The sequence below is a fragment of the Enterobacter sp. WPR_3_1 genome (assembly GCF_003635055.1).
GTDB lineage: Bacteria > Pseudomonadota > Gammaproteobacteria > Enterobacterales > Enterobacteriaceae > Enterobacter > Enterobacter ludwigii.
Map to the genome: position 1 here is coordinate 205,522 of NZ_RBXU01000008.1, position 15,751 is coordinate 221,272.

Below are 15,751 nucleotides of genomic sequence, written 5' to 3' on the forward strand. Positions count from 1 at the left end.
GTAAACAGAGATTGACTATACTTACGCCATTGAGGTAAAAAACAGCGTTTCATTCACCGAATGGATCAGGCACAATGCCCGACCATCGGGTTTTCTACCTCGGAGCGGTAATCGCGGGTAGTCAACGCCGGTGATTCTGGTTAACAAAAGCGGTGCAATATGCAAGTTTTTATCATGCGTCACGGCGACGCGGCACTCGATGCCGCCAGTGACTCAGTACGTCCTTTGACCGTCTGTGGCTGCGACGAATCTCGTCTGATGGCGACCTGGCTTAAAGGTCAAAAAGTGGACATCGAACGCGTTCTGGTGAGTCCGTTCCTGCGTGCAGAACAGACGCTGGAAGTGGTGGGGGAGTGTATGAACCTGCCAGCCAGTGTGGATGTTCTCCCGGAACTCACCCCGTGCGGTGATGTCGGCCTTGTCAGCGCTTATCTTCAGGCGCTGTGCAATGAAGGTGTCGCTTCCGCGCTGGTCATTTCCCACCTGCCACTCGTTGGCTATCTGGTATCTGAGCTGTGCCCGGGCGAGACGCCGCCGATGTTCACGACTTCCGCCATTGCCAACGTCGCTCTCGACGAAACAGGCAAAGGGGTCTTCAACTGGCAAATGAGTCCGTGCAATCTGAAGATGGCAAAAGCTATCTGATGTGACGTGCGATATGGCGGGGAGCAGAACATGCCTCCCGCCGTCCTGTCAGGGTAATTCTGGCGGCTGCCACTCTTCTACTTCAATCAACACCAGTAATGCGGCATCTCCGCCGTACTCTTTGGGTGCCTGATGAAACGCCATCACGTGGGGATGCTGAGCCAGCCACAGCGGTGTTTGTTGCTTCAGGATATGTTTGCCGTGGCCGTGCATCACGCAGGCGCAGAAAACATGTTCGCGACGACAGGCGGCAATTAACGCGCCCAGCTCCTGCTTCGCCTGCATCTGCGTCAAACCGTGCAGATCAAGAAACAGTTCGGGCGAGTAATCCCCCCGGCGTAATTTTTTCAGCTCAAAGTGGCTGACATCTTCCCGTACGTACTTTACCGCGCCCTGCGTATTGAGCAGCGGCTGAAATTCATCTGAAAAATAGTGGCTATTATCCGCCTGCTCCTGGAGCAATCGCTTGACCGGGACTTCCGTGATTTTTTTGCGCATCGGACGGTGGACAATGATGTCCTGCTTGATTTGACGCGTCCCGGTCATCAGCTGACGGAAGAGCGCCTGATCCTCCTCGCTAAGGGATGTTTTCTTTTTCATGGGTCATTCTCATCTCGTATTTCCGACAGTGTACCCGACTAAACGCATTTTTTAACCTCAAGCGCGACGCGTCATTGCTGATTTATCGCCGTCTTCATGGCAAACTAGCCGCCGAAAATTATGCGAGCATGCCCTGGAGGAAAGAGTGGATAAAATTTTTGTCGATGAAGCAGTAAACGAGCTGCATACCATACAGGACATGTTGCGCTGGTCGGTTAGCCGCTTCAGCGCCGCAAATATCTGGTACGGGCACGGTACCGATAACCCGTGGGATGAGGCCGTTCAACTGGTGCTGCCGTCCCTCTACCTGCCGCTCGATATTCCGGAAGACATGCGTACCGCACGCCTGACCTCCAGCGAAAAGCACCGTATCGTGGAGCGTGTTATCCGCCGCGTTAACGAGCGCATTCCGGTTGCCTATCTGACCAACAAAGCCTGGTTCTGTGGTCACGAGTTCTATGTTGATGAACGCGTTCTGGTGCCGCGCTCGCCGATTGGCGAACTGATCAACAACCACTTTGAAGGCCTGATTAACCATCAGCCAGAGCATATCCTTGATATGTGTACCGGCAGCGGCTGTATCGCGATTGCCTGTGCGTACGCCTTCCCGGAAGCGGAAGTGGATGCCGTGGATATCTCCACCGATGCGCTGGCTGTGACCGAGCACAATATTGAAGAGCACGGTCTGATCCATCACGTTACGCCAATCCGCTCCGATCTGTTCCGCGATCTGCCAACGCTGCAGTACGATCTGATCGTCACCAACCCGCCGTATGTTGATGCGGAAGACATGTCCGATCTGCCAAACGAATATCGCCACGAGCCGGAGCTGGGTCTGGCGTCAGGCTCTGATGGCCTGAAGCTTACCCGTCGCATTCTGGCCTGCGCGCCGGATTATCTGACCGACGACGGTGTTCTGATTTGTGAAGTGGGCAACAGCATGGTACATCTGATAGAGCAGTACCCGGATGTGCCGTTCACCTGGCTTGAGTTCGATAACGGCGGTGACGGCGTCTTTATGCTGACCAAAGCGCAGCTGCTTGACGCGCGCGAATACTTCAGCATTTACAAAGATTAATCCAGCGGGCTTCGGCCCGTTTCACAACGCTCAAACACAAATAACGACATCGGAGCCGTGATGGCAGGAAACAGTATTGGACAATTATTCCGGGTGACCACCTTTGGTGAATCGCACGGGCTGGCACTGGGCTGTATCGTTGACGGCGTACCGCCAGGCATCGAACTGACCGAAGCCGATTTACAGCACGACCTCGACCGTCGTCGTCCGGGGACTTCTCGCTACACCACGCAGCGTCGCGAGCCGGACCAGGTCAAAATTCTTTCCGGCGTTTTCGAAGGCCGCACCACCGGCACCAGCATCGGGTTGCTGATTGAAAATACCGATCAGCGCTCGCAGGATTACGGCGCCATCAAAGATGTGTTCCGTCCCGGACACGCCGATTACACCTACGAACAAAAGTATGGCTTCCGTGATTATCGCGGCGGCGGACGTTCGTCTGCCCGTGAAACCGCGATGCGCGTTGCGGCAGGGGCTATCGCCAAAAAATACCTGCAGCAGAAATTTGGCATTGTGATCCGCGGCTGTCTGACCCAGATGGGCGATATTCCACTGGCTATTAAAGACTGGGCTCTGGTCGAGCAAAATCCGTTCTTCTGTGCCGATGCAGATAAGCTGGAAGCGCTGGACGAACTGATGCGTGGCCTGAAAAAAGAGGGCGACTCCATTGGTGCCAAAGTCACCGTCGTGGCTGATGGCGTACCGCCAGGCTGGGGTGAACCGGTATTTGACCGTCTGGATGCGGACATCGCTCACGCGCTGATGAGCATCAACGCGGTGAAGGGCGTAGAAATTGGCGACGGTTTTGACGTCGTTGCGCTGCGGGGCAGCCAGAACCGCGACGAAATCACCAAAGACGGTTTCCAGAGCAACCACGCGGGCGGCATCCTCGGCGGTATCAGCAGTGGTCAGCAGATTATTGCCAATATTGCGCTGAAACCGACCTCCAGCATTACCGTGCCAGGCCACACGATTAACCGCTCTGGCGAAGAAGTTGAGATGATCACTAAAGGACGTCACGATCCCTGTGTGGGGATCCGTGCGGTGCCGATCGCAGAAGCGATGCTGGCGATCGTACTGATGGATCACTACCTGCGCCAGCGCGCGCAGAATGCGGATGTGACGACCACCATTCCACGCTGGTAAACATGAAAAAAACCGTCATTGCTCTGCTGGCACTGCTTGCCAGTGGAGCCAGTCTGGCCGCGACGCCATGGCAGAAAATTACCCATCCTGTGGCGGGCAGCGCGCAGTCTATTGGCGCGTTCTCGAACGGCTGTATCGTTGGGGCACAGGAACTTCCGCTGCAGTCCGATACCTATCAGGTGATGCGTACCGACCAGCGTCGTTATTTTGGCCACCCGGATCTGGTGCTGTTTATCCAGCGTCTGGGAAACCAGGTGCATAACCTGGGGCTGGGCACGATGCTGATTGGCGATATGGGAATGCCTGCCGGCGGTCGCTTCAACGGCGGACACGCCAGTCACCAGACCGGTCTCGATGTCGATATCTTCCTGCAACTGCCGAAAGCGCGCTGGAGTTCAGCCCAGTTGCTGAAACCGCAGGCGCTGGATCTGGTGGCGCGCGACGGTAAAAACGTCGTGCCATCGTTGTGGACGCAGGACGTCTTCAGCATGATTAAGCTGGCGGCGAAAGATAACGATGTCACGCGGATTTTCGTGAACCCGGCCATCAAGCAGCAGCTCTGCCTGGATGCCGGCACCGATCGCGACTGGCTGCGTAAAGTGCGCCCGTGGTTCCAGCATCGTGCACATATGCACGTTCGTCTGCGCTGCCCGGCAAACAGCCTGGAATGTGAAGATCAGCCGTTACCCCCGCCAGGCGATGGCTGTGGTGCGGAACTGCAGAGCTGGTTTGAGCCGGCAAAACCTGGAACCTCTAAGCCTGAGAAGAAGACACCGCCTCCGTTGCCGCCTTCCTGCCAGGCGCTACTGGATGAGCATGTACTTTAATGGATAATTTCGTCGAACTGTTTATGGTGTCGCCGCTTCTGCTGGTGGTGCTTTTCTTTGTGGCGATGCTGGCCGGGTTTATTGATGCTCTGGCGGGCGGCGGTGGTTTGTTAACCGTACCGGCGCTGCTGGCCGCGGGCATGAGCCCGGCACAGGCGCTCGCCACTAACAAGCTTCAGGCGTGCGGCGGCTCGCTCTCCGCGTCGCTCTATTTTATTCGCCGTAAGGTCGTCAGTCTGGCTGACCAGAAGCTCAATATCCTGATGACCTTTATTGGTTCGACCTCGGGTGCACTGCTGGTTCAGCATGTACAGTCCGATATTCTGCGCCAGATCCTCCCCATTCTGGTTATCTGCATCGGTCTCTACTTTTTGTTGATGCCAAAGCTCGGGGAAGAAGACCGGCAGCGACGTCTGCATGGCCTGCCGTTCGCTCTTATCGCGGGTGGCTGCGTCGGGTTTTACGATGGCTTCTTTGGCCCCGGAGCAGGCTCGTTCTATGCCCTTGCGTTCGTGACGCTGGCCGGCTTTAATCTCGCTAAATCCACCGCCCACGCCAAAGTGCTCAATGCGACGTCAAACGTCGGCGGCCTGCTGCTGTTTATCATTGGTGGCAAAGTTATCTGGGCAACCGGGTTTGTGATGATGGCAGGGCAGTTTTTAGGCGCACGCGCGGGCTCGCGTCTGGTATTAAGCAAAGGACAGAAGCTCATTCGCCCGATGATTGTTGTCGTCTCAGCGGTCATGAGTGCCAAACTGCTTTATGACAGCCATGGACAAGAGATCCTCACCTGGCTGGGAATGAATTAATGAACACAACCCATAAATACGAACAGCTGATTGAGATTTTTGATGGCTGTTTTGCTGATGATTTTAATACCCGTCTGATTAAAGGCGACGACGAACCGATCTATCTTCCTGCTGATGCGGACGTGCCGTATAACCGTATCGTGTTCGCGCACGGCTTTTACGCCAGCGGGTTACACGAGATTTCGCACTGGTGTATAGCGGGGAAAGCGCGTCGTGAGCAGGTGGACTTCGGCTACTGGTATTGTCCGGACGGCCGTGACGCCGCCACGCAGAGCCAGTTTGAGGATGTGGAGGTGAAACCGCAGGCGCTGGAATGGTTATTCTGTGTGGCGGCAGGTTTCCCGTTCAACGTCAGCTGTGACAACCTCGAAGGAGAGGTCGAGCCAGACCGTATTGTCTTCCAGCGCCGCGTTCATGCGCAGGTGATGGAGTACCTTGAGAAAGGCATCCCGGAACGTCCGGCACGCCTGATCGAGTCCTTACAGAATTATTACCACACGCCGGAGATCACGGCGGAATGCTTCCCTTGGCCGGAAGATCTTTAACAGAGGAAAGAAGATGATCGCAGAATTTGAATCACGCATTCTGGCGTTAATTGATGACATGGTGGAACACGCCAGTGATGATGAGCTGTTCGCCAGCGGTTATCTGCGTGGTCACCTGACGCTGGCTGTCGCTGAGCTGGAAGCAGGGGACGATCACTCTGCCGAGGCCATTCATGATGAAGTGAGCCGCAGCCTGGAGAAAGCGATCCAGGCAGGGGAACTCTCTCCGCGTGACCAGTCATTAGTGCTGGGTATGTGGGACACCCTGTTCCAGCAGGCAAAAGCCAGGTAGTCATTTCTCCTCCCTTTCCCGGTGGGAGAGGGAGGACATCGGCCCGCACGTTACTTCACCCTTTTTCCTTTCAGTAACTTCCGTACCCACAAACGGTTGGGATTGAGCCCCGCAAGCGTAACGCTGTCCAGCGGAACGGGCTCATCACTCATCTGTGCCGCCAGCACTTCGGCCAGCAACGGCGCTGAGCATAATCCCCGTGAACCGAGTCCCCCGAGCATAAACAGCTGCGGATAAACTGGCGCACTCACCGCGGTATCACGGTTTTCAGCAAGATCCTGATAGGCCTCAAGCGTTGCTTCATAGTCAGGCACATTTCCCGCCATCGGCAGATGGTCCCGGGTGGCACAGCGTACGCCACAGCGCGCGTCACCGGCGCTGATATCCACCTCTTTTGCCCAGTCGGCCTGCGGGAAGCAGTTGAGCAGGCGCTGGCGATTTTGCTGCTGATCGTCTTCGCTGTAGCGCATGTCGGTCTCACCGCGATGGTAGCTGGCACCAATGCAGTGGTGGCCGTTGGACGGATTTTGTGGCGTCAGATAGCCGTCGTAGCAGAGTACCTGCTGCAGTTTTTCCAGCGCTGGCGAGGTGGGGATATGGCTGACCTGGCCGCCGACAGGGTAAAGCGGCAGCTTTTCCGTCTGGTTGAACTGGCTGATAGGGTGACCGTTGGCCAGCACTACGCAGGTATGCTGCGCCTCTTCGCCCGTGGTGAAATGCAGGTTCCAGTGCTCCGTGTGGTGAAGTGAGGCGACCTGGCGGGAATAGTGCACCGTCAACCCGCGCGACTGCGCCAGCGCAATGGCTGCCGTCGTCAGATCTGCCGGACACAGCCAGCCACCGAGCGGATAGTGGATACCGTCGCAGCCCGTATCGACGCCCGCGGTTTCGGTTATCTGCTGCGCATTCACCGCCCGGGCAATTTCGAGCGGCAGACCCAGCGACAACATGTGCGCGATTTTTTGCTGGCTCTTCTCATCCCAGCCCAGTTGCGTAACGCCACACCAGTCGTGGTCAAACGCCACAGGCAGGGCATCATACAGGCGCCGGGCAAAGGTAAAGGCTACCGGGAAAAACTGGCTCAGCGCCGGATCGTGAGCGCTTAACAGTGGGTAGAGCGCCCCCTGGCGGTTGCCGGAAGCGCCCTTTGCCGGCGCGTCGTCGGCGCAGTAGAGCGTTACCTGCCAGCCACGGTGTAAAAGCGCGAGCGAAAGCAGGGCGCTGGCAATCCCGCCGCCGACAATTGCTACCTCTCGTGATGTGCTGGCGCTGCGTGAAAACCAGGGCGTCTGAGCGGGGATCTCCAGCGTCTGATCCATTCTTCCGACCAGCATGTCGCGCTTGCGACCAAAACCTTTGGTCTTTTGCATGGTAAAGCCGGCCTCCTGCAATCCGCGGCGGACAAAGCCTGCCGAGGTGAAGGTCGCGAGCGTTGCGCCGGGACGCGCCAGGCGTGCCATTGCGTTAAACAGATGCTGGCTCCACATGTCCGGATTCTTGGCGGGGGCAAAACCATCAAGGAACCATGCGTCCACTTTCTGATTCATTGAATCATCAAGCTTATCGGTCAGTTCATTGATGTCGCCGAGCCACAGATCCAGCGTGACGCGCCCGCCGTCAAGCAGCAGACGATGACAGCCGCCGAGGTGCGGCGGCCACTGCGCCTGAAGCTGCTCCGCCCATGGCGCAAGTTCCGGCCAGTGCTGATGGGCGAGACGAAGGTCATGCGCGGTGAGCGGAAATTTTTCAAAACTGATGAAATGTAATCTTTGCAGTGTAGCGTCAGGGTGAGCAGCGTGAAACTGATCGAACATCTGCCAGAGGGTGAGAAAATTCAGACCGGTACCAAACCCGCTCTCGGCGACCACGAACAGACTGCGCGGATGCGTGGGGAAACGGGCGTTTAACTGGTTTCCGTCGAGGAAAACATAGCGGGTTTCTTCCAGTCCGTTATCATTAGAAAAGTAGACGTCATCAAAATCTCGGGAAACAGGTGTACCCTCAGCGTTGAATTCGAGGTTGGCGGGTTGTATAGCGTTTTGTTTCACGTAAGTTACTCGTCTGACAGGCAGTGACACGATCTTAACGATGTGCGTCCATCGGTGCAAATTTCCGCAGAAAATGTCTGATCGGACTTGTTCGGCGTACAAGTGTACGCTATTGTGCGACTCGAAACTTAATATAGTGCGACTTACAGAGGTATTGAATGAAACGTGCAGTGATTACTGGCCTGGGCATCGTTTCCAGCATCGGTAATAACCAGCAGGAAGTCCTGGCATCTCTGCGTGAAGGACGCTCCGGGATCACTTTCTCTGAAGAGTTTAAAGATTCAGGTATGCGTAGCCACGTATGGGGTAACGTCAAACTGGACACCACCGGTTTGATTGACCGTAAAGTGGTTCGTTTCATGAACGATGCCTCTATTTATGCTTATCTCTCCATGCAGGAAGCGATTGCGGATGCGGGTCTGAGCGCGGAAGTTTACCAGAACAACCCACGCGTAGGTCTGATCGCCGGTTCCGGTGGCTCATCTAAAGCGCAGGTCTTTGGTGCCGACGCAATGCGTAGCCCACGTGGTCTGAAAGCGGTAGGTCCTTATGTTGTGACTAAAGCTATGGGTTCAGCGGTTTCCGCTTGCCTGGCGACCCCGTTCAAAATCCACGGCGTTAACTACTCCATCAGCTCTGCCTGTGCGACCTCCGCACACTGCATCGGTAATGCGGTTGAGCAGATCCAGCTGGGTAAACAGGATATCGTGTTTGCTGGCGGCGGCGAAGAACTGGGCTGGGAAATGGCCTGTGAATTCGACGCAATGGGGGCACTGTCCACCAAATATAACGAAACTCCGGATAAAGCATCCCGTACCTATGATGCGCACCGTGACGGTTTCGTTATCGCAGGCGGCGGCGGTATGGTTGTGGTTGAAGAGCTGGAGCACGCGCTGGCGCGTGGTGCGCACATCTACGCTGAGATCGTGGGCTACGGTGCAACGTCTGACGGCGCTGACATGGTGGCTCCATCCGGTGAAGGCGCAGTGCGCTGCATGAAGATGGCGATGCACGGCGTTGACACACCAATCGACTACCTGAACTCCCACGGTACCTCTACTCCGGTAGGCGACGTGAAAGAGCTGGGTGCGATCCGTGAAGTGTTCGGCGACAACAGCCCGGCTATCTCCGCGACCAAAGCCATGACCGGTCACTCTCTGGGGGCTGCTGGCGTTCAGGAAGCGATCTACTCTCTGCTGATGCTGGAAAATGGCTTTATCGCCCCAAGCATCAACATTGACGAGATGGACGAGCAGGCCGCAGGTCTGAACATCGTGACCCAGCCAAAAGAAGCGACACTGACTACCGTCATGTCCAACAGCTTCGGTTTCGGCGGTACTAACGCCACGCTGGTGATGCGTAAGTACAACGCATAAGTTCTGACTGATTCAAAAGGGGAGCCTGACGGCTCCCTTTTTTTATGCATTGACAAGCGGCTGATCTCGCAGGCAAACTTCCTACCTCAACATTATCCTCACGATAATGCGTAAGCGTTCAACGTCAACCAACGCACCTAAATCCTGGTTATCAGGAAGAGGGGGCGTGGTTTTTCCCCGCCTTACTCTTCATTTCGGAGTAAAGCATGACTGCAGTCACTCAAACAGAAACAACCTCTTCAGCGAACGTCTCGCTGTTTCGCATCGCGTTTGCGGTGTTCCTGACCTATATGACCGTCGGCCTGCCGCTGCCGGTGATCCCGCTGTTTGTTCATCAGGAGCTGGGCTATGGCAACACCATGGTCGGCGTCGCCGTGGGTATTCAGTTCCTGGCTACGGTATTAACCCGCGGTTATGCCGGACGTCTGGCGGATCAGCACGGGGCAAAACGCTCGGCGTTACAGGGCATGTTTGCCTGTGGTCTGGCGGGAGGTGCATGGCTGCTGGCCGCTCTCCTGCCGATTGACGCTGCGTATAAATTTTCGCTGCTGATCGTGGGGCGTTTAATCCTGGGCTTTGGTGAAAGCCAGCTCCTGACCGGTACGCTGACATGGGGTATGGGGCTGGTGGGGCCTGCGCGCTCCGGCAAAGTCATGTCCTGGAATGGCATGGCTATTTATGGCGCGCTTGCCGCAGGCGCCCCGCTCGGGTTGCTTATTCACAGCCACTTTGGCTTTGCCGCGCTGGCAGCGACCACCCTGATGCTGCCGCTGCTGGCATGGGCATTCAACGGTCCGGTGCGTAAAGTTCCTGCCCATAAAGGGGAGCGCCCGTCTTTGTGGAGCGTGGTGGGTCAAATCTGGCAGCCGGGCCTTGGCCTGGCCCTGCAGGGCGTCGGTTTTGCGGTAATCGGTACGTTCGTCTCGCTCTACTTTATGAGCCGCGGCTGGGCGATGGCAGGTTTTACGCTGACCGCCTTTGGTGGCGCATTTGTCTTAATGCGCGTGCTGTTCGGCTGGATGCCGGATCGTTTTGGCGGCGTGAAGGTTGCAGTGGCGTCACTGGTGATTGAAACCCTGGGTTTGCTGATACTGTGGAGTGCACCCGTTGCGTCCGTAGCGTTGTTAGGCGCGGCGTTGACCGGCTGCGGATGTTCGCTTATTTTCCCGGCGCTGGGTGTGGAGGTGGTAAAACGTGTCGCCCCGCAGGTGCGTGGCACGGCGCTTGGCGGCTATGCGGCGTTTCAGGATATCTCATACGGGGTAACCGGGCCGCTGGCAGGTCTGTTAGCGACATCGTTCGGGTATCCGTCTGTTTTCCTGGCGGGCGCGGTTGCAGCGGTTGTGGGCATTGTGGTGACGCTGGTGGCGTTTCGTCAGTCTTAGCGGTTAAGTGCCGGGGCGGCAAGCCTTCCCCGGTGTGCTGTCGGCCCGGCAGGCGTAGCGCCACCGGGCGAAACCGTTATGCGACCAGCCAGAAAATCGCCAGTGCAATCATTAACGCAATAAACATCAACCCTGGACGGGCAGAGAGGGTTCTGAACGTTTCCACCACCGGCGCAAACAGCGGATTGTAGATTGGCTGAATGTTTCGTGCTTCCGGCACGCCCCCTTCGCGTTCGGCGCGGCGAACAAAAATCTGATTGAGCACATCCTGCACCTGCGCGGTGGTCAGTACCGTTTGCGGTGTGGCCTGCCAGGTTTGCTGGGCGTAATCACGAATGGCGTCAAATTCGTTCGGCTCCAGCGGCTGCTTAAGTGCCGCCTGAACCGTGTGCAGGGTTGGAGCGGTTTGGGTGCTGAGCGTCTGACGCGCCTGTAGCCAGGTCACCAGATGCGTAAACTGTTTCGCCGGGATCAGCTCGCCCGCTTTTACGCCGGAGAGTTCCAGCATTGATTGCCAGATAAGCTTCGTCGGTTCGCCGGTGGCGGCGGCCAGCTTGGTCACCATCTGCTTGAGCGTGTTGTGCTCGGCAGGCAGCAGCGGACGCTCGGTCGCAGGGCGTTGCTGAGGCTGTGGAATTGACAGCTGATTGGTTTGCAGCAGCGTCAGTACGGTTTTGAGCTGTTCCGGGGTCAGCTGGCTCAGGGCGGTCTGACCAAACTGCTGGCGAATAAAATCACTCACCGCCTGGCGGTTATTTCCCTGGCCCAACAGCTCGGTCAGCTGCGAGACAATCTGGCGTGTGCTGTGATTCTGCTGTGCAGTATCAATCCGCTGGTTCAGGTTTTGCTCGGCAGCAGGGAAATGGCGCGACTGCAAAGGTGCGTCGTTCCTGACACCTAAATCGTGCTTTACCCCAGCCCAGACTTCCGCGTTTTGCTGCGACGTCAGCGCGATCAGACGCGTGATCAGTCGCTCCAGCACGGTGCGCTGTTGTGTGGATAGCGGTTGTTCGCCTGCAACGTTTGGTGTGACAGGGCCTTCACCCGGAGGGCGCGGCGGCGTACCTGAAATGGGCTGCATCGTCAAAAATCCTTAAAGTCAAAACTCAGCGTAAACCTGGCAGACGTATATGCCTGGCGGCCAGATTATGGCACACTTGATGGGTTTTCTTCCTCTCAAACAGGTACTCAGACGTGAAAATCCTCGTTGATGAAAATATGCCTTATGCCCGCGAGCTCTTTAGCCGCCTCGGCAACGTTAAGGCTGTCCCGGGTCGGCCGATCCCGGTAAACGAGCTGGATGATGCAGACGCGCTGATGGTGCGCTCGGTAACCAAAGTAAATGAGGCGTTGCTCTCCGGCAAAGCGGTGAAATTTGTCGGGACCGCAACGGCAGGGACGGATCATGTGGATGATAAATGGCTTAAGCAGGCGGGGATCGGTTTTTCAGCCGCGCCGGGCTGCAACGCCATTGCGGTCGTGGAATATGTTTTCTCCTCCCTGCTGATGCTGGCAGAGCGCGACGGTTTTGCGTTGCAGGACCGTACCGTCGGGATTGTTGGTGTGGGCAACGTGGGCGGGCGCCTGCATAAACGTCTTGAGGCGTTAGGCATTCGCACTCTGTTGTGCGATCCGCCGCGTAAAGACAACGGTGATGAAGGCGACTTCCGTTCGCTGGATGAACTGGTTGCACAGTGCGATGTGATCACTTTCCATACGCCGCTGTTTAAAGAGGGGCCTTATAAGTCGCTGCACCTTGCTGACGAAGCCCTGATCCGTCGTCTGAAGCCTGGCACTATTCTGATAAATGCCTGCCGGGGCCCGGTGGTCGATAACCTTGCGCTGCTGAAATGTCTGGACGAAGGGCAAGCGCTTAGCGTGGTGCTGGACGTCTGGGAGCCGGAGCCGGAGCTTAACGTTGCACTGCTTAACAAGGTGGACGTCGCAACGGCGCATATTGCCGGTTATACCCTTGAAGGAAAAGCCCGCGGCACGACGCAGGTCTTTGAGGCCTATAGCGCCTTTATCGGCCATCCACAGCAGGTGGCGCTGGATACCTTACTGCCTGCGCCTGAATTTGGCCGCATTACCCTGCACGGACCACTCGATCAGGCAACGCTGAAACGACTGGTCCTTTTGGTGTATGATGTGCGCCGCGATGACGCGCTGCTGCGTAAAGTGGCGGGTATTCCGGGTGAGTTTGATAAGCTGCGCAAGAACTATGTTGAGCGCCGCGAGTGGTCTTCCCTGTATGTGATCTGCGACGACGCAACGGCTGCGACGCAGCTGCATAAACTGGGTTTTAACGCCGTTCATCACCCGGCACATTAATGTCTTCTTAATGCTCCCTGTTGGATACTCCGACAGGGACGCTTTTTTATTTCTGGAGTAAACCACCATGTCTGAAGGCTGGAACATTGCCATTTTAGGTGCCACGGGTGCCGTGGGTGAAGCCCTGCTCGAAACCCTTGCTGAGCGTCAGTTCCCGGTGGGTGATATCTATGCGCTGGCGCGTACAGATAGCGCGGGTGAACATCTGCGTTTTGGCGGTAAATCTGTCATGGTTCAGGATGCGGCCGGGTTCGACTGGACTCAGGCGCAGCTGGCGTTTTTTGCAGCCGGTGCTGAGGCTACGGCGTCTTACATTGAAGAGGCCACCAACTCGGGTTGTCTGGTGATTGATTTAAGCGGTCTGTTCGCGCTTGAGCCGGATGTGCCGCTGGTGGTGCCGGATGTGAACCCGTTTGTGCTGGCAGACTACCGTAACCGCAACGTTATCGCCGTACCGAACAGCCTGACCAGTCAGCTGCTTACCGCGCTGAAACCGCTGATCGACGAAGGCGGCCTGTCGCGTATCTTCGTTACCAGCCTGCTGTCTGCGTCTGCCAACGGCAAGCAAGCGGTTAACGCGCTGGCCGGGCAGAGCGCGAAATTGCTGAGCGGCGTTCCGATTGATGAAGACGACTATTTTGGTCGCCAGCTGGCGTTTAACATGCTGCCACTGCTGCCGGATCGCGAAGGCAGCGTGCGCGAAGAGCGCCGTATTGTCGATGAAGTCCGCAAAATCCTGCAGGATGATGGCCTGATGATCTCTGCCAGCTGCGTGCAGTCTCCTGTCTTCTACGGCCACGCACAGATGGTCGGTTTTGAAGCGCTGCGCCCGCTCGCCGCAGAAGAAGCGCGTGACGCGTTTGGTCGCGGTGAGGATATCGCCCTCTCCGAAGAGAGTGAGTTCCCGACGCAGGTTGGTGATGCGACCGGTAGTGCACATCTGTCTGTTGGCTGCGTGCGTAACGATTACGGAATGCCTGAGCAGATCCAGTTCTGGTCAGTTGCCGATAACGTTCGCTTTGGCGGCGCGCTGATGGCGGTGAAAATTGCGGAGAAACTCGTGCAGGAGTACCTGTACTGATGTCAGAAGTGGATCACAAGCCTGTTCATAAAATTGCCCTCGGTATTGAGTACGATGGCAGTAAGTATTATGGCTGGCAGCGTCAAAATGAGGTGCGCAGCGTCCAGGAAAAACTGGAAAAAGCGCTCTCTCAGGTGGCGAACGAACCGATAAGCGTTTTCTGTGCCGGGCGTACGGATGCCGGCGTTCACGGCACGGGGCAGGTGGTTCATTTTGAAACCACCGCTGTGCGAAAGGACGCCGCATGGACGCTGGGGGTGAATGCGAATTTACCTGGAGACATTGCAGTTCGTTGGGTTAAAGATGTTCCCGATGATTTTCATGCGCGTTTCAGCGCCACCGCGCGCCGTTACCGCTATGTCATCTACAATCAGCGTCTACGTCCGGCGGTGTTAAGCCAGGGCGTGACGCATTTTTATGAACCGCTTGATGCTGAACGTATGCATCGTGCGGCGCAGTGTCTGATTGGTGAAAATGACTTTACCTCGTTCCGTGCGGTGCAGTGCCAGTCCCGTACGCCGTGGCGTAATGTCATGCACATAAACGTCAGCCGTTATGGCGCGTATGTGGTGGTGGATATCAAAGCCAATGCCTTTGTACATCATATGGTGCGGAATATTGTGGGCAGCCTGATGGAAGTGGGTGCCGGACACCAGCCGGAGAGCTGGATTGCAGAACTGCTGGCAGCGAAGGACAGAACGCTTGCGGCAGCCACGGCGAAAGCGGAAGGGCTGTATCTGGTCTCGGTAGACTATCCGGATCGGTTTGACCTGCCGAAACCGCCAATGGGCCCGCTGTTTTTAGCGGACTAATCAAAGGTGCAATTAAGGCTTAGACAAAATGGACGTAATACGTTTTTTGATTGATTTCATCCTGCATATTGATGTTCACCTGGCGGAGCTGGTCGCGCAGTACGGCGTCTGGGTTTACGCTATTCTGTTCCTCATTCTGTTCTGTGAAACCGGTCTGGTTGTCACCCCGTTCCTGCCGGGGGATTCACTGCTGTTCGTGGCCGGCGCGTTATCCGCGTTACCGACTAACGATTTGAATGTGCATCTGATGGTTGTGTTGATGGTTATCGCCGCGATTATTGGTGATGCGGTGAACTACACGATTGGACGGGTGTTTGGTGAGCGGCTTTTCAGCAATCCGAACTCGAAAATTTTCCGTCGCAGCTATCTCGACAAAACCCATGCGTTCTATGAACGCCATGGCGGCAAAACCATTATCCTTGCCCGTTTTGTGCCTATTGTGCGTACATTTGCACCGTTTGTGGCGGGAATGGGGCATATGTCCTATCGTCACTTTGCGGCATATAACGTTGTTGGCGCGCTGCTGTGGGTGCTGCTGTTTACCTATGCCGGCTACCTGTTTGGCGATCTCCCGGTGGTCCAGGAAAACCTTAAGTTACTGATTGTAGCGATTATTGTGCTTTCGGTACTGCCTGGGGTTATTGAGATTATTCGTCACCGACGTGCGGCAGCAAAGCAAGCGAAGTAAATGCATACTGGCGGTTCGACCACTTTTTTATCCAAAGTTTCGGGCTGTTATGTTTTAATGTGCAACATTCATGGTCTGTTGGAGGCAA

At 56.3% G+C, this 15,751-nt stretch carries 16 protein-coding genes; 13 read left to right on the plus strand and 3 right to left on the minus strand.

Going from position 1 to position 15,751, the window contains the following annotated elements:
- Window positions 1-159: 159 nt before the first annotated feature.
- Window positions 160-645, plus strand: a complete 486-nt coding sequence (gene sixA / locus BJ887_RS02775; RefSeq protein WP_014171048.1) for a phosphohistidine phosphatase SixA — start codon at window positions 160-162, stop codon at window positions 643-645.
- A gap of 48 nt (window positions 646-693) precedes the next feature.
- Here the strand turns inward: sixA and smrB are convergent, their stop codons facing one another.
- Entirely contained in the window at window positions 694-1,245 is a 552-nt protein-coding gene (gene smrB / locus BJ887_RS02780; protein WP_014171047.1) for an endonuclease SmrB, read from the minus strand.
- Window positions 1,246-1,390: 145 nt separating this feature from the next.
- Here smrB and prmB point away from each other — a divergent pair, with 145 nt between their 5' ends.
- The 6 genes from prmB to BJ887_RS02810 are packed head-to-tail and all read left to right on the plus strand — an operon-like array spanning window position 1,391 to window position 5,942.
- Window positions 1,391-2,323 carry a 50S ribosomal protein L3 N(5)-glutamine methyltransferase gene (gene prmB, locus BJ887_RS02785; protein ID WP_014171046.1) on the plus strand — a complete coding sequence of 311 codons (933 nt, stop codon included), beginning with the start codon at window positions 1,391-1,393 and terminating at the stop codon, window positions 2,321-2,323.
- A gap of 60 nt (window positions 2,324-2,383) precedes the next feature.
- Complete coding sequence (gene aroC / locus BJ887_RS02790) at window positions 2,384-3,469, plus strand: chorismate synthase (RefSeq protein ID WP_121339202.1); 1,086 nt, start codon at window positions 2,384-2,386, stop codon at window positions 3,467-3,469.
- Between the two features lie 2 nt (window positions 3,470-3,471).
- Window positions 3,472-4,296: a penicillin-insensitive murein endopeptidase gene (gene mepA, locus BJ887_RS02795; RefSeq protein WP_014171044.1), complete on the plus strand. Its 825-nt coding sequence runs from the start codon at window positions 3,472-3,474 to the stop codon at window positions 4,294-4,296.
- Window positions 4,296-5,105 carry a sulfite exporter TauE/SafE family protein gene (locus BJ887_RS02800; RefSeq protein WP_014171043.1) on the plus strand — a complete coding sequence of 270 codons (810 nt, stop codon included), beginning with the start codon at window positions 4,296-4,298 and terminating at the stop codon, window positions 5,103-5,105. The genes mepA and BJ887_RS02800 overlap by 1 nt, the downstream gene beginning before the upstream one ends.
- Window positions 5,105-5,650: an elongation factor P hydroxylase gene (locus BJ887_RS02805; protein WP_121339204.1), complete on the plus strand. Its 546-nt coding sequence runs from the start codon at window positions 5,105-5,107 to the stop codon at window positions 5,648-5,650. Before BJ887_RS02800 ends, BJ887_RS02805 begins: the two co-directional genes overlap by 1 nt.
- A gap of 13 nt (window positions 5,651-5,663) precedes the next feature.
- Window positions 5,664-5,942, plus strand: coding sequence for a YfcL family protein (locus BJ887_RS02810; RefSeq protein WP_020883115.1), 279 nt, complete (start codon window positions 5,664-5,666; stop codon window positions 5,940-5,942).
- A 50-nt stretch (window positions 5,943-5,992) separates the two neighbouring features.
- Here BJ887_RS02810 and mnmC read toward each other — a convergent pair whose 3' ends face one another.
- Entirely contained in the window at window positions 5,993-7,990 is a 1,998-nt protein-coding gene (mnmC, locus tag BJ887_RS02815) for a bifunctional tRNA (5-methylaminomethyl-2-thiouridine)(34)-methyltransferase MnmD/FAD-dependent 5-carboxymethylaminomethyl-2-thiouridine(34) oxidoreductase MnmC (RefSeq protein WP_121339206.1), read from the minus strand.
- Window positions 7,991-8,148: 158 nt separating this feature from the next.
- Between mnmC and fabB the strand changes: the two genes are divergently transcribed.
- Both fabB and BJ887_RS02825 read left to right on the plus strand, forming a co-directional pair.
- Window positions 8,149-9,366: a beta-ketoacyl-ACP synthase I gene (gene fabB / locus BJ887_RS02820; protein ID WP_014171039.1), complete on the plus strand. Its 1,218-nt coding sequence runs from the start codon at window positions 8,149-8,151 to the stop codon at window positions 9,364-9,366.
- A gap of 206 nt (window positions 9,367-9,572) precedes the next feature.
- On the plus strand, window positions 9,573-10,751 hold the full coding sequence (locus BJ887_RS02825; protein WP_121339208.1) for an MFS transporter: 1,179 nt from the start codon (window positions 9,573-9,575) through the stop codon (window positions 10,749-10,751).
- 76 nt (window positions 10,752-10,827) lie between these two features.
- Here BJ887_RS02825 and flk read toward each other — a convergent pair whose 3' ends face one another.
- The gene (gene flk, locus BJ887_RS02830; protein WP_025203569.1) at window positions 10,828-11,832 is read right to left on the minus strand and encodes a flagella biosynthesis regulator Flk; all 1,005 of its coding nucleotides are present in this window, start codon (window positions 11,830-11,832) and stop codon (window positions 10,828-10,830) included.
- Window positions 11,833-11,945: 113 nt separating this feature from the next.
- Here flk and pdxB point away from each other — a divergent pair, with 113 nt between their 5' ends.
- From pdxB to BJ887_RS02850, 4 genes are all read left to right on the plus strand, one after another.
- Window positions 11,946-13,082, plus strand: a complete 1,137-nt coding sequence (pdxB, locus tag BJ887_RS02835) for a 4-phosphoerythronate dehydrogenase PdxB (protein WP_121339210.1) — start codon at window positions 11,946-11,948, stop codon at window positions 13,080-13,082.
- 67 nt (window positions 13,083-13,149) lie between these two features.
- The gene (locus BJ887_RS02840; protein ID WP_014171035.1) at window positions 13,150-14,163 is read left to right on the plus strand and encodes an aspartate-semialdehyde dehydrogenase; all 1,014 of its coding nucleotides are present in this window, start codon (window positions 13,150-13,152) and stop codon (window positions 14,161-14,163) included.
- Complete coding sequence (gene truA / locus BJ887_RS02845; protein ID WP_025203571.1) at window positions 14,163-14,975, plus strand: tRNA pseudouridine(38-40) synthase TruA; 813 nt, start codon at window positions 14,163-14,165, stop codon at window positions 14,973-14,975. Before BJ887_RS02840 ends, truA begins: the two co-directional genes overlap by 1 nt.
- Window positions 14,976-15,003: 28 nt before the next feature.
- Window positions 15,004-15,663: a DedA family protein gene (locus BJ887_RS02850; protein ID WP_121339212.1), complete on the plus strand. Its 660-nt coding sequence runs from the start codon at window positions 15,004-15,006 to the stop codon at window positions 15,661-15,663.
- Window positions 15,664-15,751: the final 88 nt, after the last annotated feature.